The following is a 17,093-nucleotide window of genomic DNA, read 5'->3' on the forward strand; positions in this document are numbered from 1 at the left end:
ATCCGTGACGATATCCGGCGAGGCATGGTCCGGATAACCAGCGGCAGCTTCGCGATGGGATCGCAGGACTTCTTCCCCGAGGAGCGTCCGGTGCACCGGGTGCGGGTCGATGAGTTCTGGATCGACCCGCACCCGGTGACCAATGCCGCGTTCCGGCGCTTCGTGAAGCACACCGGATACGTCACCGTCGCCGAACGTAGTCCCGCAGCCGAGGACTATCCGGACACGGAGCTGGAGAACCTGATTCCGGGCGCACTGGTGTTCCGGCCCACCCGGGGACCAGTGCCGTTGGACGACTGGCGCCGATGGTGGCGGTATGTGCCGGGCGCGTGCTGGCGCCATCCACACGGGCCCGGCAGCACACTCGACGGGCTCGACCGCCACCCGGTCACCCAGGTTGCCTTCGAGGATGCGGCGGCATACGCGGCCTGGGTCGGCAAACAGCTGCCGACCGAGGCCGAATGGGAGTACGCCGCCCGCGGCGGACTGGATGGAGCCACCTACACCTGGGGAGACGAGTTCGAACCGACCGGCCGTCGTATGGCCAACATCTGGGTCGGCGCATTTCCGTGGCAATTCCACCCCGGCCGCGGGCAGACCGGGAGACCCGGCACCACGGCGGTCGGCACCTATTCACCGAACGGTTACGGCCTGCACGATATGACCGGAAACGTGTGGGAGTGGACCGTGGACTACTTCCGCCCCGAGCACCCGACACCGACCTGCTGTGCCCCGCGCAACCCGCACGTGGACACCCCCGAACCAACAGCGGCGCAACGCTTTCCACGCCGCGTCATCAAGGGCGGATCGTATCTGTGCGCGGCCGACTACTGCCTCAGGTACCGGCCGGCTGCCCGACAGGGGCAGACCGAGGACACCGCTACCTGCCACATAGGCTTCCGGTGCGTCGTGCGCGACGCACCGGAAGCGTGAAATTGTGTCCTCAACCGGCTAGCCCGGTTCGAGGGAGCCGCGGTCTCAGATGCACCAGACGACACTACCGAGCGGGAAACATATCGCGACCGATCCGGCCGGAGTCGCGTAGGACGACGGCGAATCGGCAGAAGCTGCGGGAGCTGCTAGGACGAGCAGGGGCAGGGCCATAACAGTCGCGGCAGCGGTCTTCACTATTTTCTTGGACATTTTGCATCCTTCAACTAAATGCTGAATCGAGGAATTGTTCTCGACATCTCCGTCATAGCCCTGTTGGGCTGATGCGTGCCCATGGTCTGTTAGACGTGGGCCACTGAATTCGGTGATGTCGGCCAGGACCGAGCTTTGTGACGTCCGCATGCTCGGCCACGCTGCCGAGCCGCTGGATTCGGTTGTGAATGTCACCTGCCGAATCGGCTGCTGTGACCCGATTCGTTGCTCGGTGAAGCGCGCACGATTTACCCCCGACCGGAGTGCGTATTCCGACCGACCGACAGCTGCGCCATCGACCGAACCGGACAGGACACCTCCTGGTACCGCTGAAAGGCGTCCAGCACAGCTTACCGCTGGCTATCCGCCAAATCAGCCGGAACGAGAACATTTAGAAGATAACTATCCTGTTAATGGCCGGTGAGGCGGAACTTTTCACGCCCCTCGACTGTCTCCGGTTCGGCAGATTCGGCGATCGGGCGTTCACGGACACCGCGGGTTCGGCTTGTGTGTGTCGTCCGCGACCGGCTGGCGACACACCTTTCGGCTGTCCTGATCGTCGGGTTGCGACTCAACAGCCTGTTCGGCTGGAACTCGGCCGACCCCATCGCAGCCTTCGTCGTCGCCGCCGTCGCGGTCAAGGAAGGCGTCAACGCCTGGCACGGCGACACATGCTGTCCCACAACCCAATTCAGCATCGACGCAGCCCAGCCCGGCGGCCCCGACTGCGGATCCGCTAGGAACTGGTCGGGCCGTCGGATCCTGGTGCGCAAAGACGGGTGGATCGCATCGCTGCACCGCGGCGATCCTCGTCGTCCGTGTGAGCCATGGCCAACCGAGCACCGGGCGTGATCGGCGGAACTCAGCTTTCGGCGGCGCGAGTGAGTAGTAGATCGATCTGCCGGGGCAAGGGCCCGGTGGCCGGCGCGGGCGGGAGTGGGTGTCGCAGCATGCCCGGAATATCCTCCGGCGCGTAGGAGTTCTGGATCCGATAGGAGTGAAAACCGTTGTCCATGAACGGTTTCAGAATCGTTCCCACGTCGTGACCGGCGATGTCGAGCCAGTGGGGAGTGACTTCGACGATGATCTCGCAGTCCTTGCGCAGCCGAGGGATCGAGGCGGCGAGCTGGGTGAGGACTGCGCCTTCGGCGCCTTCGACGTCCACTTTGATGATTCTGGCGTTCTCCAGGTCGCCCGGGTGCAGCATCTGGGCCAGTGGCAGGCCGGGAGCAGTGGCCGTGGACTGGTAGCTGTCGGGGCGGATCGTCGTGGTGGCGCCGGTGTTTGCGTGCGGGGTGTAGAGAGTCACCGTCCCTGGTTCGGTGGTGACGGCGGCTTGGACGACGCGAACGTTGCCGACGCTGTTCAGCGCCAGGTTCGCTAGCAGCTGTTCGTGTGCCGCGGGCTCGATCGCGATGACGTGTCCGGTGGGGCCGACGAGTCGTGCCGCGAGCACGGCGTACCACCCGTCCGCGGATCCGATGTCGATGAATCCGTCGCCTCGCTGCAGCCGCGAGGCGACGAGCCTGGAAATGCAAGCCTCCCAGCAGCCGTGAATGTAGATCGCGCGGGCAATGAAGTCGCTGGTCGTCGGGACCAGGAACCGCTGGCCGTATCGGGTGCGCACTGTTTTGGGTGGCCGTGGTCTCTGCTGGAGACCGACGTCGAGCCATTCCCGCAGCAGCCTCTGTTTGACGGCGATTCCGGGACCGTATCGAACCCACCAGCGGGCGGCGATGAGCAGCGGCGGCCAGGGCGGTGGTCTGAGCACGGTCTGTTGCCACCGGGGAGGAGTCGAGACAGGATTCACCGCCGTGACGGTATCGGGTCGCGCGGGGTCGTCGAGCGATTTCGCGACAGTCTCTGCCTGGTCGATGGAGGGCCGGTGCCATCCGCGACGTTTTGGCCTGTCGGTCGTCGGCAGGCCGGTGTGTGGGCGTCGCGTGTGCCTATGGCGACGTTCGGGTGTCCGGTCGTGACGGCAGCGCAGGCAACGACCAGGTGGCGAATCCCAGGTCACGGGCCCGCAGGGTCGCCATTACATTGAGCCAGGACGTGTACCGCTCAAAACTGTTGTAGCAGGCGCAATTCCGCCTAGTTGGAGCACGCGTCGCCCCGGTGGTATCCGTCGTGATCACCGCAAGCCCGACAGGTGGTTTCGATCGGGGGATCGAACCGGGTCGGTCGCGGGTTTGGCCGCCGTCAGGCACGGGAAGATTGCCCCATTCGAGCGAAATGCCCCGATTCGGGCTTTATCTGGAGGCCGATAAGTGCTCCCTGAAATTTTGGACCTCTCCCGCCGCGAACTCGCGGCAAGCAACGCGGACGACTATATCCGTGCCCTCATGCACTGGCATTTCAACGAAGATACGGGCAGCCCGTTCTGGCTGCGGCGCGCGAAGACACTCGATTTCGATCCGCTCTCCGAAGTGCGGACCTTCAGCGATCTGAGCCTTTTTCCCAATGTCGTCAACGAATTCCGCGAGGTGCCCATCGAGGATATGATTCCGCGCGGGCTGACCGGTGCGGATCGAGTCATCGCCGGGATCTACGAAAGTGGCGGCACCACCGGCGATCCGAAGCGTTTCGTGATGTTCGACAGGTGGATGGACTTCGCGCTGGGCTGGGACGAGCACCACTACACCGGAATCGGCGACGCGAATGTGCTCGCGGTGACGCCGAGCGGGCCGCATATGTTCGGAGAGTTCGCCGAGCGCCGGGCACGCAGGCACAACGGTGTGAAGTTCACCGTGGATCTCGACCCACGGTGGATCAAGCAGATGATCGGCCGGGGCGACACGGCCGACACCGAACGCTACGCCGATCACATCGTCGACCAGGCAGCCCACCTGCTGGCGACACAATCGATCGGCATACTCATCACCACACCGCCGATCCTCGAACGGATCGCGCAGCGTGATGAATTGGTCGACCTCGTGCGCGAGAAGATCGGATTCATCTGCTGGAGCGGTGCCCATATGGATGCGGATTCACGGAATATGTTCCGCCACGACATCTTTCCCGGCATTCCACTCAAAGGTCTCTACGGCAGCACCACAATCCTTGGCATGTCGCGGGAACGTGACGAGGAGCGGCCAGACGGGCTGGCGGTATTCGACACACCCAGCCCCTATATCGCGTTCCGTGTCGTCGACGCGGCAACCGGCGCCGAAGTGAACTACGGCGAGCGCGGACAGGTCGTGATGAACCATCTCACCAAATACGCACTACTGCCGAACAACCTGGAACGCGACATCGCACTGAAGGTCGAGCCACCCGCGGACACACTCGGTTGTTCGGTCGCCGATGTCGGACCGGTACGAACGTTCGACGACGTCGAGGTCATCGAGGGCGTGTACTGATGAGCGAGTTCATCCAGATCGACGCGCTCGGCCCGGACGGCGCCTACCGCGCACACGCCCGCAAGCCGCTGATCACCGTGTCCGGCGACCAGATCGGTGAGATCAGTCAGGTTCCGCCCCTCTACGTGCGGCGCACCATGGCGGCAATGCGCAAAGCACCGATCATGCCCGCGACCGCGCGCTCGTCGGCCCTGCAGCGCGCCGCCGACCTCTTCCTGCACGGCGTCATCGACGGTCTGGACTCCAGCGATTACACACGTCTGGTCTCGGTCACCTCCGGTGTGCCGCTGGCCGTCGTGCATCAGGCGGTGCACTGGGTCGCCGACGTGCTGCGCGAGCAGCCCGCAACCGTCGAGCTCGCCATGCCCAGAGGAGCCGTACGCGACTGGCACGATCCACAGACCGGTGCGGGTTCGGCCGTCTGGACTCGCAAAGGAGACCTGTTCGCGGTGCACGCCGCGGGCAATACGCCTGCGGTGCACGGACTTTGGCCCGAGGCGCTCACGCTGGGATACAAGGTCGCGGTACGACCATCCACCCGCGAACCGTTCACCGCTTTTCGCTTGGTCAGCGCCTTACGTGCGGCCGGGTTCCCGCCGGACGTCGTCACGTTGCTTCCGACCGACTACGCGGCCGCCGACGTCATCTTGGCCGAAGCGGACTTCTCGATCGTCTACGGCGGGGACGACGTGGTCGACAAGTACGGCACCAACCCCCGAGTGCTGACTCAGGGCCCCGGACGATCCAAGATCCTGGTCACCTCGGACGTGGATTGGCGCGACCATATCGAGTTGATCGCCGACTCGGTGAGCCACCTCGGCGGCACCGCATGTACGTGCGCGACCGCGGTGCTGGTCGAGGGCGACCCGGCACCCCTGGCTCGAGCGCTGGCCGAAGTGCTCGACCGGATTCCGAGCTTGCCCGCCGACGATCCGGCCGCGATCCTGACCGTGCAGCCCACCGAGGCCGTGGTAGCGATCGACGCCTACCTGCACAAGGTGGCGGGCGACGCGCACCCTATCCTCGGCGGTGACACCATCGTCGACGAACTCGATACCGGTGGCGCGGTCCTGCGCCCCTCGGTACACCTTGTGGCGGACAGCACCGCAGCACAACTCAATGTCGAACTGCCGTTCCCTTGTGTCTGGGTGGGCCCGTGGTCGGCGTCGGACGGCATTGCGCCGCTGAAGAACTCACTGGTGTTGACCGCGATGACCCAGCGACGGCAGTTGATCGAAGCGCTCCTCGACGAGCCGACGATCACCAACCTGTACCTCGGCGACAACCCGACCACCTGGCTGCGCCCGGGCGTGCCCCACGACAGCTACCTGGCCGAATTCTTGATGCGCACGAAAGGAATGATCCGTTCCGGAGTCTGACTGCCACATCGACCCCGAGCGTTCGGGCTGTGTGGGGCCGTTGTTCGGTTGACACCGGTAGGTTTGTGGACATCCTTCGCAGCCGGTGACATATCGATAGGGGCCCAACGCGTGACATTGACCGAGACCGACCCGCGTGTCGAGCCCGACCGGGTAGCGGACCGGGGCAGCGACTATGCCCGGCTGTCTCGCCGAGTGCGACAAGCGGGACTGCTGAACCGGCGGCTGCGGTACTACGGCTGGCGGATCGCGGTCACGATGGCGGCGCTGGCTGCGGGGTGGACGGCGTTCGTTCTCATCGGCGACTCGTGGTGGCAGCTGGGCACTGCGGTGTTTCTGGCCGTGATCTTCGCTCAGTTCGCCTTTCTCGGCCACGATGCCGGGCATCAGCAGATCTTTCGCACCCGGCGGGCCAACCAGCTGTTCGGCATGATCTGCGGAAATCTCGGCATCGGGTTGAGCATCGGCTGGTGGGTCGGCAATCACAATCGGCACCACGCGAACCCCAACACCGAGGGCGCCGACCCCGACATCATGGGCGTGCTCGCGCATTCCAGTGTGCGGGCGCGGGCCGGCCGTGGCATCCGGCGGCTGATATTCCGATACCAGGCATGGCTGTTCTTCCCGATGCTGTTCCTCGAGGCGGGCAGCCTGCACACCGCCAGTGTTCGAGCCCTTGTGCGGCGGTCGACGCCGTACTGGGGCCGGGAGGCCGTGCTGCTGGGCGCCCACGTGGCCTTATATCTGTCCGCGGTGTTCCTCGTGCTGTCTCCGGCTAAGGCAGTTGTCTTCATCGCGGTGCAGCAAGGCCTGTTCGGGTTCTACATGGGGTGCACCTTCGCGCCCAACCACAAAGGTATGGCCGTACTGCCGACTCCCGGTTCAATCGACTTCCTGCGTCGTCAAGTTCTCACGTCCCGCAATGTCCACGGCGGGTGGCTGACCGATGCCGCCCTCGGTGGCCTGAACTACCAGATCGAGCATCACCTTTTCCCCTCCATGCCCCGGCCCAACCTGCGCCGAGCCCAACCGATGGTCGCCGCATTCTGCGCTGAAATCGGTGTTCCCTATTGCCAGACCAGCCTTCTGGGCTCATACGGCCAAGCGCTGCGTCACCTGCACACGGTCGGTCGGTCCGCCGGCGCGGCCTAATCCTCGCGGTGTTCGACGAACTGACCGGTTCCGGACAGCACAGCAGTAAGCACCCGAACCAGTTCGGCCTGTCGATGTGTACCGGTCTTCTCGAAGACGCGTTGCAGATGTGTGCGCACGGTGTTCGCCGATACCGCCAGTTCTTCCGCGATCGACCGCAGGCCTTCGCCGCGTAATGCCGCCGTCGCAACGCGCGCTTCGGCTCCGGTCAACCCGTACAGTTGCCGCAGTGCCTTCGGTCCACCCGGAATTTCGTGATCCGGGTCGACGATGACGACGAGCGCCGCCGATGCGTACTCCTCCGGGCAGCTGATCTTCGGATCCAGCGGTAACACCAGCAGCGCGTACGAGCTGCGACCGCTGTCCCGGGGAATGAGGGTGCGCCCGCCGACGTAGGGCCCATACTTGCGGACTGCCGAATCGATCATGGCGCGCATCCCGACTGCTGTTCGGCTGTCCGATGATTCGAGGTGCCCGCGGCGTCCTATGCCGAGGCCGTCTCGCGATTCCAGGATCGACAATGCCGCCGGGTTCGCGTAGCTGATAGCGCCGCAACTGGACACGATCACCAGCCCGTTCCGATGCGCGTCGAGCACGGCGATCGCCAAGCCGTATTCGTTGCGGGCGTCCGTCAAACAGGACTGCACGTTCAGCGCGTTCCGCAGATGCGGGAGCAGCAGGCGCATCGTCGATGTCGCCTGTGATCGGTCGAGATTGCGGCTCCCATCGGGATACACCCCGATCCAGGATGTGCTGGCGCCACTGGTGAGGAGTGTGAGTATCCCATTGCCCAGCCGGTGCGGCACCATCCAGTCGCAGAAGAACGGATGCCGGTGCAGGTACTCCGGCCCCAGCAGCTCCTCGCACGTCGTAATGACACCGGCGGGTTGATGTTCGAGCGCATTCGCGATCGGATCGATACGCCAGTATCGGGTGTTGTAGCTGTGGCGCAGATCGTCCGCGCCGAGTGAACAGGCGGTCATCCGCCGGCTACCCGATGCCGAGACGACCAAGCCGCCGCGGTGCGCACCCAGTGCCGTGACGATATCGTGCACCGCCTGCGGCCAGTCAGCCGGATGCAGCGCCGCACGGTTGATTCGCGCGACGATCGCGGAGAACCTCTCGACTGTCATCGGCATATGAAATGACCTGCGACACAAGAGAAACGGCAATCATCCTGGGGTGGATCATAGGTCTTCGGGAGGTGCTTCACACGAGTAGTCCGACACTCGATTCCATTGTCGGCGAATGTCGTCGACCGGGACCGCCTTTTCATCGGTTTGGATGACGAACCGCGCCACGAGCCCTGCTCTACTCGTTTGGGCAACTGCTTCGCAGCCGGTCGGCTACGACTTCTCGGAGGGGAACGACATGACCAGGTACTGGCCCTTGGCGCGTGGCCGCATCGTCACTTCCCGATTCGGTCCCCGCGACGACGGTTTCCACTGGGGTGTCGATCTCGGCTGGCTGGGCGGCAGCGGCGGATTACCCGTCTACGCGGTTCAAGCCGGCACGGTGGTATTCGCGGGTCCGGCCTCCGGGTTCGGCGGACCCGACCCGGCAGGCTGGGTCGTCCTGGACCATCCCACCGAAGACGGCGGTGGCACGACCGTGTACGGACACGTGATTCGCGAAGTCGCGGTCGGTGTCCGGGTCGAAGCCGGGCAGCGGATCGCCCGCATCAACCCCGATTCCGCATCCAACGGCGGCGTTGCCCCGCACCTGCACCTCGAGTGGCATCGGCATGTCTGGGTGCCTCCCGGATCGGACCGGCTCGACCCGCTGCCGCTGCTGGCCGAAGCCGCAGACCCGCCACCCTCGACCAATGGAGTTCCCCGCATGTCTACCGCAGTTGATTTCGCCGCGCGTTTCATCGATCCCGACGCCATCAAGGCAGCCGGACACAGTGCTGTCATGGTCTACGTGTCGCCGAGCAGACCCGGATCCAGTTTCGGCGCCAAGCCGGTGACCAGGGAATATGCCGACAGTGTGCAGGCAGCCGGGCTCGACGTCGTTTCGATATGGCAGTACGGCAAGCCCGGTAATCCGCAGGCGCCTTCGGACTGGACCACAGGCTACGACGGCGGGCATCGGATGGGCCTCCAGGCCAGGGAAATCCATACCGCCGTCGGCGGGCACGACCGGTGCCCGATCTTCTTCGCGGTGGACGAGGACATTTCGCTGGACCAATGGAATGACGAGGCGGTCAACTTTTTCCGTGGCGTCAACGACGCGATCGGGCGGGAGTGGACCGGAGTCTACGGCTCGTCCAAGGTATGCGCCTGGGCCATCCAAGACGGTGTACTCGGCCGGACTTCCGAAGGCCGGTTCTGGGCCTGGCAGACGCGCGCGTGGTCCGGCAATCGGCTCGACACACCCGAGGCCGTCCTTTATCAGCGCGTCATCGATACCGCATCCAATCCCGGCCCCGTCATCGACGGTAGCTCGGTCGACGTCAACGACATCTTGGCTACCGACTTCGGGCAGTGGTCCATCCAACGCACTCAGGCACAAGGAGAACACGCTGTGAACGCCGCCGTATTCACCGAATTGGACAGAATGGGAAACTCCCGGTCGGAGCGCTGGGGGGCTCGCATCACGAACTTCTTGCTGCATACCCAGGAAGGCGACGGCACGGCCGAGTCGCTGGCGGCGTACCTCAACAACTCGGCCAACGGCGCCTCGTATCACTACACGCTGCGCAATGGAATCGTCTGCGATGTCGTCGACGCGGATTACGCGTCGTGGTCGGTCCTGGATGCCAACGCGCAGACGATCAATCTCTGCTTCGCGGGCAGCCGGGCGGCATGGTCGCGGGACGAATGGATGGCCATCGACGAAGACCTCCGGATAGCCGCCTGGCTGGCTGTTCAGGACGCGAAGAAGTACGGCTTCGCCACCGATGTCATCGCTCCACCGTATACGCGGCGCGACGGCATCTCCGACCACAAATATGTGACGGAGTGCCTGGGGATCGGCACCCATACCGATGTCGGCCCGAACTTCCCGTGGGACGTTTTCGAAAGCCACGTCCGAGAGTTCTCCGGCGCCGCGTTGGCCGGAGAAGTCGATGCGAAGGCGGCGGCTTCGCCGTGGCTGGGCCCGCGTCTCGGTACCAACGGCGAAGTGAAGACAGCCGACGGCGTCGGTCGATTCGCTCAGTTCAAGAATGGATACATCTACTGGCATCCCTCCACCGGAGCACATCCGATCCCGTCGTCGTTATTCGACAAGTTTGCCGAAACTGGTTGGGAAGCAGGGCCTTTGGGGTATCCGATCACCGACAACACTGTGCTGCGCGATCCGAAGGACGTGGAATGGGGCGAGGTGGAGGGTTTCCAGAACGGGGCGCTCTACCACCGCAACGGCCGACCGGTGTACTGGGTGCACGGCGAAATCCGTGACCGATGGAATCGGAGCGGATTCGAGAACGGACCCCTCGGCTGGCCGACATCCGACGAAACCCCCTTCGACACCGGGAGCTACCAGGAGTTCGAAAACGGCCGGATCTATTGGACACCAAAACAGACCCTCGCTCTTCGGTCGGTCAACGGACATGAAGAGCCGTTGCCCGATGGTCCGTGAGAGGTCCGGATTCCATCCATCGACCGGACCGGTAATCGCCGGAAGCGATTACCGGTCCGGTCGGGCTCAAAGAGCCGTGAACCGACCGAACCCCGAGGAAATGGTGATGGCGAGGCCGCCCGCGGTGGCGAGTGCGACGATCTGGCCTGCTCCGGTGAACACCGGCACCGGCGCAGGGGCGCAAGCGCAGGGCTGCTGCGCCGTTTCCCGATCTGCCACGTCGACCACACCGACTGCTCCGGTCGTCAGGTTCGACCACTGGATCCGGGCGTGGGAGTCGAGCATGGTGCTACCGCCGAAGGGGCCGGGATTGGCGACACCGAAGGTGGTGACTCCGGGTTGGTCGCCGACGGTCGCCGTCAAGTAGATGTTGAATTGCGTTGGAATACCCCATGTTTGGGAAATTTTCACGAGCGGGAGCTGGAACGTGGTCGTCTCCGCGGCGCTGGCGACAATGTGCTGCCCCAGCACCAGCGCACTCACCATTGCACCGACGAAACCCAGCTTGGCACGCACGGGGGTAGCCCGGCGAACCCCGTTGTTCGTCACTAGCCCTCCTCATAGTCGATTCCGGCCTGCATCGATGCCCGCAAGGCGATGAAATGATCGCACGGCATAGACCCGTTGCCGCGCTGACCGCTTCATTGCGAGTGGCGCCCCAGGCGGATGACCACATCGAGCAGCAGGACTGCCGCGGCCACCGCGAGCATCACCGCCACGCCCGAATGGCCGTCGGCGCGACCGTACCCGATCGCCAGCCCGACGATCAGTACCGCGGCCGTGAATAGCAGGCTCCGCTTCACGGATGCCAGTGTGACGGACTGCGGCGGTATCGAGTAGGGCGATACTCGCGTGCGGCGGTTTGTTCGAGCGCAGGATTTTCGTATGACGCTTGCGGCATTCGACGCGCGCTTCCATCGGCGTCTGTGCACGGTGGTGTAAAGCGATGTCCAGGGTATTTCTGAGTCACTCCAGCCGGGACGATCGTGAAGCGATCGCACTCGAGGCGTGGTTGACCGATGCCGATCCCGGCCTCACCGGCGAGATATTTCTCGATCTGGACCGGCCGACCGGAATTCCGGTAGTCACCGCGGTCGCCTTCAACGCCGGAACCATCCGCGTTTGGCCCATCCCGACCGCATCAGAAGACATCTTGTGCGACAAGATGACCTACAACATGAGCCGGGAGCGCTGGAACTCCTGGGTCTCGCCGGAAATCCCCTACCAGAAACTATGCCCGAACCTGCCGATCTCCGGTGAGGCGAGCAAATGACAGTGGCATCCGATGACGAGAGGTGAATGCCCTGTGGGAGAAGCGGATTCGCTGGTCTTCCGCGCGAGCACAATTCCTGCGTCGGGTCGCCATCGCGCTGGGCCTTGCCACCACGATCGCGGCATCGGTCAATACCGCGGTAAGCGCCGACGCCGCCACCCGAATCGCACCATGGATCGCCGTCCTGACCACACTCAGCGGTTCGCTCGTCGCCTTCCTCGCAAGCAGGCGATACGACTTCTTGGTGATCAGCTATCTCGCGACCGCAAACCGGCTGCAGCGACTGCTCGACCACTGGCGAACAGCGGGATCTCCGACCGATCCACCGCGATGGTCGCAATTCGTCGACGACTGTGAGAACGCCATCTCGATCGAAAACGAAAGCTGGCCGGCAAAGTGGGCCGACGCCCGCTGACCGTTCAGGTCATGGTGACGTCGATGGCCATCTGGTCGTCGCCGGGTGTGCCTTTGACGGCGATCGTGATGCCGGACCACTTTCCGCCGGGCATGTTCAGGGCCGGGGTGGTGGTCTTGCCGATGGTCGTGTTGTCACCGAAGGGATACAGGTCGTTGGCGTCTCCACGGTTCCCACCGCGGAATATCGCGGCCAGGTCCCGTTTGCCGTCGGCTTGCATCAGCTCGATCGCGAGCGCGTCCTCGTCGTTGACGTCCGCGATCTCCTCATCGACGACGTAGATCGCGACACCTTGGTCGGGCAGGAATGCGTCCTGACCGGTCTTGCGCCGGTATTCCACGGCAATGTACTGACTTTCGCGACGCATCCGTTCGGCGTTCCGAATGAAAACCGTGCCGCCGCCTTGCGCGGCAGGTTCGAGCGTGATGTTCTTCGTCGTCTTGGTGACGACGCGAGGCTGTAACCAACCGTGGAACGCGCGGAGCATGCCGTTGGGAAAGACCGGGGTGATGCCGTGATTGCCCCAGCTACCGCCGGCCATCAGGCAATAGTCGCCGAGGCCTGCCGACTGGAAGTTCGCGGACTGGGTGGTGTCGTAGTAGTCGGCCCAGCGGGCGGCGAGGTGGCCCCATTCGTGGGCGCAGACACCCATATTGCAGTCCTCGGGCACGGTGAGAAATGTCGTGACGGACAGATCGGTCGCCACCTTTTCACCGTTGCCCGGGATCGCCCATTTCAGGCTCCAGATATCGTCGACGGATCTGGTTTCTTCCGCGCCGCGCCCGGCGTGGACGATGAACAGCGCGGTGACGATCTTCTCGCCGAGTACGTCATAGGGACCGAAGTCGACACCTTCGGCAAGGGCTGCCTTGACGGCGTCACGGGCCATGCCTGCCGAGTTGCGGGGAAAGCTGTTGCCGGTTCCGGAGTTGCCGTCGGTGTAGAACGACAGGGGATGCGGCATCCGGAACCAGCCGTGTACGGCGCCCTGGATGTCGATACCGGTATCGGCCGCCGCGTCGAAGCCGCTGACTTTGCGGTAGAAGTCGCGCATGCTCCCGGACGGGAAGGTGTCTTCGCTGAACAGCATTGCCTCGTAGTAGCCAGCGCCGTGCACGGGATCGTGCGGTTTGTCGGAAAAATCGACGAGCAGCACGATTGTCTGGATTACTCCTTTGAGCTGCACGTCGGGCCGGGTGATCAGTTCCTTGCCTTTGCCCGGTTCGAGCCGGGTCGCGCCGTCGTCGAGACCGACCAGATTTTCGCCGCGTCGACCGGACCGCCAGTATTCGTAGTACTGCTCGAAGGTCATTGTCGCGGGTAGCCGACTTGCGTTCAGGAGTTCGAGATAGTGCAGGTAGAGCTGGCTGAACGCCTGTGGGGACAGCGGCACCAGACACGGTGTCGCATCGCATGTGTGGCGGGGGAGCGGGGACAGAGTGATTCTCATGATTGTGACCTTGCGTCTGTAGACAATGCTGTGTCCGCGGCGATGTTCCCCGACGACGCGCGGATGGGCTCCTCGGATGAATACCGGAGCAGGTTCGAGCGTGCGCTATCCGTGCGAGCGCGTCACGGGTGGTTAACTACCTGATTGCGTTCTCACCGGTACGCGTACGCAGATAGATTGCTCTACGGTCCTGGGCAGCGGGTGGCTGCGTTCGGGACGTTCAGGAATCGGTATCGGCCGCACGCAGTTTCGCCAGCAGCGGCTCGGCGGCCTCGGCAAGGAACCGGTCCTGTTGTTCGTCGCCGATTTCGACGACAGCGATGTCGGTGAAGCCGGCATCCTGGTAGGGCCGCACCGCCGCCACTATGGCGTCGAGATCGGGGCCACACGGGATCGTCTCGGCGACATCTTGCGGGCGAACGAACTGAGTCGCGGCCGCGAAACTCGCCGGTGTCGGCAGGTTCGAGTTGACATCCCAGCCGCCCGCCGACCATCGGAACTGTTCATGGGCGCGCTGAATTGCTTTGTCGCGGTTGACATCCCAGCTGATCGGCAGTTGCCCGGTCACGCGGGAATGCACCGCGGCGGAGTCGTTCGCGCGGATGCGATGCCACGACCGAACGAGTTCGGCGTCGGGACTGGTGCTGACCATCTCGTCGGCCAGAGGAGCGAATCGCTGCACCGATCGTCGTCCGGATACCGCGACCGCGATCGGTACCGGCTGATCCGGCAGGTCCCAGACCTTAGCGGCGTCGACTCGATACCACTTGCCGAGTCGGCTGAGCGTCCCGCCCGCGTGCAGGTCACGAATGATGCCGATGGCCTCCGCGAGTCGCTCGAGCCGTTCCTCGAGCCCGGGCCAGCCCGCACCGATGACGTGCTCGTTGAGGCTCTCACCGCTTCCGAGGCCGAGAGTGAACCGCCCTTCGGCCAGGATCTGCAACGTCGCGGCCTGCTGCGCCACAATCGCCGGGTGGTAGCGCAGGGTCGGGCACGTCACGTAGGTCATCAACGGGATGCGGCGTGTCGCCTGTGCGACGGCCCCGAGGGTGGTCCACGCGTTCGGTGCGTGGCCCTGCTCCTCGAGCCACGGTGCGTAGTGGTCGCTGCTGACCAAGAAGTCGAATCCTGCCTCCTCGGCGGCGACCGCATAGCGGACGAGTTCGCGCGGGCCACTCTGTTCGGTCATCAGTGTGTATCCGAATCGGGTCACTGTCGCTCCTTGGCTCGGCGGTGGATATCGGTGGGCTACCCGTCTGCCGCGTAGTTATCGGTCGCGGTCAGCCCGGGGCTTCGCCTATCGCCTCGCACACCATGTCGAGCGCGACTTCGACCGTCCGCCTCAGCACGTCTTCGGGTCCGCCCTCGAAGAGCTCATGCCGTGCCCAGGTCCCATCCTCGGCGTGGACCGCCAGCCATACCGATCCCGCCGGTTCACCGTCCTGGGGATCGGGGCCGCCCACCCCGGTGACCGCCACAGCCACGTCCGCGCCGAGCAGTGCCCGCACGCCGACCGCCATGGCTCGGGCCGCGGTCTCCGACACCACAGGAACCTCGGGGACGTTCAGCACCTGCCGTTTGACATCCGCACTGTAGGCAACCACCGCACCCCGCAACCACTGCGCCGAGTCCGGGGCAGCACCCAATGCCGACGACAACTGCCCGCAGGTCAACGACTCCGCAACCGCCACCGTCCGTCTCGACCGCAGGGCGGCCGCGGCCACTCGGCTCGCACGCTCGTCGATTCTGGACATCGAACCCACCCTATCGACTCCGGCAGTCCCCTCCCGATAGTTCGCCGCGCAAGTCGGCTACGCGTTGACCAGGGACTTGGCCGGCGGGTGTATGACTCCGGTGAAGTTTCCGCCGGCGAGGTTGTAGGTGTGCTGGCGTACGGCGTCGCCGGAGTTGCCTTCGATGGTGGTGATGCTGTTGCCGTTGCGGGCCACCACTACACCGATGTGGTGTTGGCCGCCGAAAACAACGAGGTCCCCGGGGCGGGCGCTCGACATGTCGCTATCGGCCCAGCCCTTACTGGCGGCGTAGGACCAGACGCTGGGCACGTGGTTCTTGTTGCTCCAGTCGACGTCGATTCCGGACTGTTTCCAGACCCAGGTGGCAAAAGACGCGCACCATGCGTCGTCGATGTTGTACGGGCGGTTCACGTGGTTGGTTCCGGTTTCGGCGACGCCGAGTTCGTTCGCGGCGAACGCTTGGACCGCCGCGTGGGTGGCAACGACGATGGCTTTGAGCGTCTCGGATGCGTACTCGGGAACGGTCAGCTCCGGAACGATCCGATAGTGGTCTACGGTCGGGCTCATCGCAGCAACCCGTCGCCGCTCGGCTCTGGACAGACCAATCGCGACATCCGAAATCCTCTACTCACAGGGACCGATGCGATTCGAGTATCGGTCATTCCCAGAATCGGGAATGACGGTCCAGTCCCTGTTGACAGAGTCCCCCTGCCGGGCGCTAATCGCGCCAGACGGGCGGGCGCTTCGCCAGGAAGGCCGCCATCCCTTCGCGGGCGCCGGGAAGCTGGGCGGCGGCTGCCATGACTTCCAGGGCGAGGGCGTAGGCATCTGTTTCAGGGCGGTCGAGTTGGCTGTAGAGAGTGCGTTTGCCGAGTGCCTTGCTGGCCCGGCTGCCCCGGGTGGCGCGGGCGAGCAACTCGTCGACGGCGGTGTCCAGCTCGGCGTCTGGCACCGCTCGGTTGATCAGGCCCCATTGTTCGGCGGTGCGGGCATCGATCGGGTCGCCGGTGAGGGCCAGTTCCATCAGGCGTTTACGGCCGACGGCGCGTGCCACCGGCACCGCGGGGGTGTGGCAGAACCAGCCGCCTTTACCGCCGGGGAGCGCGAATCCGGCCGATTCGGCGGCGACGGCCAGATCGCATGAGGCCACCAGCTGGCAGCCGGCGGCCGTGGCCAGACCGTGCACCCGGGCAATCACCACCTGCGGGACCGACTGGACGGTCGACATGAGCTCGGTGCACAGTGTGAGCAGTTCCCGTACGCCGAGCAGGTCGCGGGCGGCCACATCGGCGAAATCATGTCCCGCGGAGAACACCGGACCGTGCGCCCCGAGCACTATCCCGGTGGCGTCGGTCTCGCCGGCGGCCCGGAAGGAGGCGAGCAGTTCGGCCAGATGTTCGCCTGACAACGCATTACGTCGCTCCGGCCGGTTCATGGTGATGCGCACCGTGTCGCCGTCCCGCGCGACCAGCAAATGCCGATACTCCAAGGCGGTCATATCTCCACCGTAGATCTTTGCGGGCAACGACACCTCCACAGTTATCCGGAAAGGTGACCGCGCCCCCGCCCAGGGATCGCAT

Annotated in this window: 18 protein-coding genes; 8 read left to right on the forward strand and 10 right to left on the reverse strand. The window is 64.7% G+C overall.

The window, feature by feature from the left end; genetic code table 11:
* Positions 1–24: 24 nt before the first annotated feature.
* The gene (locus tag ACZ60G_RS12440) at positions 25–933 is read left to right on the forward strand and encodes a formylglycine-generating enzyme family protein (protein ID WP_465809881.1); all 909 of its coding nucleotides are present in this window, start codon (positions 25–27) and stop codon (positions 931–933) included.
* A 45-nt stretch (positions 934–978) separates the two neighbouring features.
* Here the strand turns inward: ACZ60G_RS12440 and ACZ60G_RS12445 are convergent, their stop codons facing one another.
* The gene (locus ACZ60G_RS12445; protein ID WP_433527235.1) at positions 979–1,143 is read right to left on the reverse strand and encodes a hypothetical protein; all 165 of its coding nucleotides are present in this window, start codon (positions 1,141–1,143) and stop codon (positions 979–981) included.
* 507 nt (positions 1,144–1,650) lie between these two features.
* Between ACZ60G_RS12445 and ACZ60G_RS12450 the strand changes: the two genes are divergently transcribed.
* Positions 1,651–1,995 (forward strand): hypothetical protein, encoded by a 345-nt coding sequence (locus tag ACZ60G_RS12450; RefSeq protein ID WP_465809796.1) that lies wholly within the window; start codon positions 1,651–1,653, stop codon positions 1,993–1,995.
* A gap of 10 nt (positions 1,996–2,005) precedes the next feature.
* On the opposite strand, the gene ACZ60G_RS12455 is transcribed toward ACZ60G_RS12450, so the two are convergent.
* Positions 2,006–2,953: an FkbM family methyltransferase gene (locus ACZ60G_RS12455; protein WP_465809798.1), complete on the reverse strand. Its 948-nt coding sequence runs from the start codon at positions 2,951–2,953 to the stop codon at positions 2,006–2,008.
* 460 nt (positions 2,954–3,413) lie between these two features.
* On the opposite strand from ACZ60G_RS12455, the gene ACZ60G_RS12460 reads away from it, so the two are divergent.
* The 3 genes from ACZ60G_RS12460 to ACZ60G_RS12470 all read left to right on the forward strand — a co-directional run bounded on the left by ACZ60G_RS12460 (position 3,414) and on the right by ACZ60G_RS12470 (position 7,036).
* Positions 3,414–4,505 (forward strand): acyl-CoA synthetase family protein, encoded by a 1,092-nt coding sequence (locus ACZ60G_RS12460; RefSeq protein WP_465809800.1) that lies wholly within the window; start codon positions 3,414–3,416, stop codon positions 4,503–4,505.
* Positions 4,505–5,884, forward strand: a complete 1,380-nt coding sequence (locus ACZ60G_RS12465) for an aldehyde dehydrogenase family protein (RefSeq protein WP_465809802.1) — start codon at positions 4,505–4,507, stop codon at positions 5,882–5,884. Before ACZ60G_RS12460 ends, ACZ60G_RS12465 begins: the two co-directional genes overlap by 1 nt.
* Before the next feature lie 111 nt (positions 5,885–5,995).
* Positions 5,996–7,036: a fatty acid desaturase family protein gene (locus ACZ60G_RS12470; RefSeq protein WP_465809803.1), complete on the forward strand. Its 1,041-nt coding sequence runs from the start codon at positions 5,996–5,998 to the stop codon at positions 7,034–7,036.
* On the opposite strand, the gene ACZ60G_RS12475 is transcribed toward ACZ60G_RS12470, so the two are convergent.
* Positions 7,033–8,169 carry a helix-turn-helix transcriptional regulator gene (locus tag ACZ60G_RS12475; protein WP_465809805.1) on the reverse strand — a complete coding sequence of 379 codons (1,137 nt, stop codon included), beginning with the start codon at positions 8,167–8,169 and terminating at the stop codon, positions 7,033–7,035. The two genes, ACZ60G_RS12470 and ACZ60G_RS12475, sit on opposite strands and share 4 nt — an antisense overlap.
* Positions 8,170–8,407: 238 nt before the next feature.
* Here ACZ60G_RS12475 and ACZ60G_RS12480 point away from each other — a divergent pair, with 238 nt between their 5' ends.
* Positions 8,408–10,621, forward strand: a complete 2,214-nt coding sequence (locus tag ACZ60G_RS12480) for a glycoside hydrolase domain-containing protein (protein WP_465809807.1) — start codon at positions 8,408–8,410, stop codon at positions 10,619–10,621.
* A gap of 66 nt (positions 10,622–10,687) precedes the next feature.
* Here the strand turns inward: ACZ60G_RS12480 and ACZ60G_RS12485 are convergent, their stop codons facing one another.
* Positions 10,688–11,170, reverse strand: coding sequence for a hypothetical protein (locus ACZ60G_RS12485; RefSeq protein ID WP_465809809.1), 483 nt, complete (start codon positions 11,168–11,170; stop codon positions 10,688–10,690).
* Between the two features lie 92 nt (positions 11,171–11,262).
* A complete protein-coding gene (locus tag ACZ60G_RS12490) occupies positions 11,263–11,424 on the reverse strand; it encodes a hypothetical protein (protein ID WP_465809811.1) in 162 nt (53 codons plus the stop codon).
* A 143-nt stretch (positions 11,425–11,567) separates the two neighbouring features.
* On the opposite strand from ACZ60G_RS12490, the gene ACZ60G_RS12495 reads away from it, so the two are divergent.
* Both ACZ60G_RS12495 and ACZ60G_RS12500 read left to right on the forward strand, forming a co-directional pair.
* Positions 11,568–11,894, forward strand: a complete 327-nt coding sequence (locus tag ACZ60G_RS12495) for a hypothetical protein (protein WP_465809813.1) — start codon at positions 11,568–11,570, stop codon at positions 11,892–11,894.
* 22 nt (positions 11,895–11,916) lie between these two features.
* Complete coding sequence (locus ACZ60G_RS12500; RefSeq protein ID WP_465809815.1) at positions 11,917–12,309, forward strand: SLATT domain-containing protein; 393 nt, start codon at positions 11,917–11,919, stop codon at positions 12,307–12,309.
* Positions 12,310–12,313: 4 nt separating this feature from the next.
* On the opposite strand, the gene ACZ60G_RS12505 is transcribed toward ACZ60G_RS12500, so the two are convergent.
* The 5 genes from ACZ60G_RS12505 to ACZ60G_RS12525 all read right to left on the reverse strand — a co-directional run bounded on the left by ACZ60G_RS12505 (position 12,314) and on the right by ACZ60G_RS12525 (position 17,011).
* Positions 12,314–13,759, reverse strand: a complete 1,446-nt coding sequence (locus tag ACZ60G_RS12505; protein WP_465809817.1) for a M6 family metalloprotease domain-containing protein — start codon at positions 13,757–13,759, stop codon at positions 12,314–12,316.
* 220 nt (positions 13,760–13,979) lie between these two features.
* Positions 13,980–14,972 (reverse strand): TIGR03557 family F420-dependent LLM class oxidoreductase, encoded by a 993-nt coding sequence (locus tag ACZ60G_RS12510; RefSeq protein WP_465809819.1) that lies wholly within the window; start codon positions 14,970–14,972, stop codon positions 13,980–13,982.
* Between the two features lie 67 nt (positions 14,973–15,039).
* Complete coding sequence (locus ACZ60G_RS12515; RefSeq protein WP_465809821.1) at positions 15,040–15,513, reverse strand: CinA family protein; 474 nt, start codon at positions 15,511–15,513, stop codon at positions 15,040–15,042.
* 57 nt (positions 15,514–15,570) lie between these two features.
* Positions 15,571–16,080, reverse strand: coding sequence for a CHAP domain-containing protein (locus ACZ60G_RS12520; RefSeq protein ID WP_465809823.1), 510 nt, complete (start codon positions 16,078–16,080; stop codon positions 15,571–15,573).
* A 151-nt stretch (positions 16,081–16,231) separates the two neighbouring features.
* Positions 16,232–17,011, reverse strand: a complete 780-nt coding sequence (locus ACZ60G_RS12525) for an enoyl-CoA hydratase-related protein (protein WP_465809825.1) — start codon at positions 17,009–17,011, stop codon at positions 16,232–16,234.
* Positions 17,012–17,093: the final 82 nt, after the last annotated feature.

It is taken from the genome of Nocardia sp. NPDC102475, from assembly GCF_055584605.1.

Excerpts from the sequence above, each read along its gene's own strand:
- ACZ60G_RS12440 (WP_465809881.1), top strand. The coding sequence starts at position 25 with ATGGTCCGGATAACCAGCGGCAGCTTCGCGATGGGATCGCAGGACTTC.
- ACZ60G_RS12445 (WP_433527235.1), bottom strand. The coding sequence starts at position 1,143 with ATGTCCAAGAAAATAGTGAAGACCGCTGCCGCGACTGTTATGGCCCTG.
- ACZ60G_RS12465 (WP_465809802.1), top strand. The coding sequence starts at position 4,505 with ATGAGCGAGTTCATCCAGATCGACGCGCTCGGCCCGGACGGCGCCTAC.
- ACZ60G_RS12475 (WP_465809805.1), bottom strand. The coding sequence starts at position 8,169 with ATGACAGTCGAGAGGTTCTCCGCGATCGTCGCGCGAATCAACCGTGCG.
- ACZ60G_RS12480 (WP_465809807.1), top strand. The coding sequence starts at position 8,408 with ATGACCAGGTACTGGCCCTTGGCGCGTGGCCGCATCGTCACTTCCCGA.
- ACZ60G_RS12495 (WP_465809813.1), top strand. The coding sequence starts at position 11,568 with ATGTCCAGGGTATTTCTGAGTCACTCCAGCCGGGACGATCGTGAAGCG.
- ACZ60G_RS12505 (WP_465809817.1), bottom strand. The coding sequence starts at position 13,759 with ATGAGAATCACTCTGTCCCCGCTCCCCCGCCACACATGCGATGCGACA.
- ACZ60G_RS12515 (WP_465809821.1), bottom strand. The coding sequence starts at position 15,513 with ATGTCCAGAATCGACGAGCGTGCGAGCCGAGTGGCCGCGGCCGCCCTG.
- ACZ60G_RS12520 (WP_465809823.1), bottom strand. The coding sequence starts at position 16,080 with ATGAGCCCGACCGTAGACCACTATCGGATCGTTCCGGAGCTGACCGTT.
- ACZ60G_RS12525 (WP_465809825.1), bottom strand. The coding sequence starts at position 17,011 with ATGACCGCCTTGGAGTATCGGCATTTGCTGGTCGCGCGGGACGGCGAC.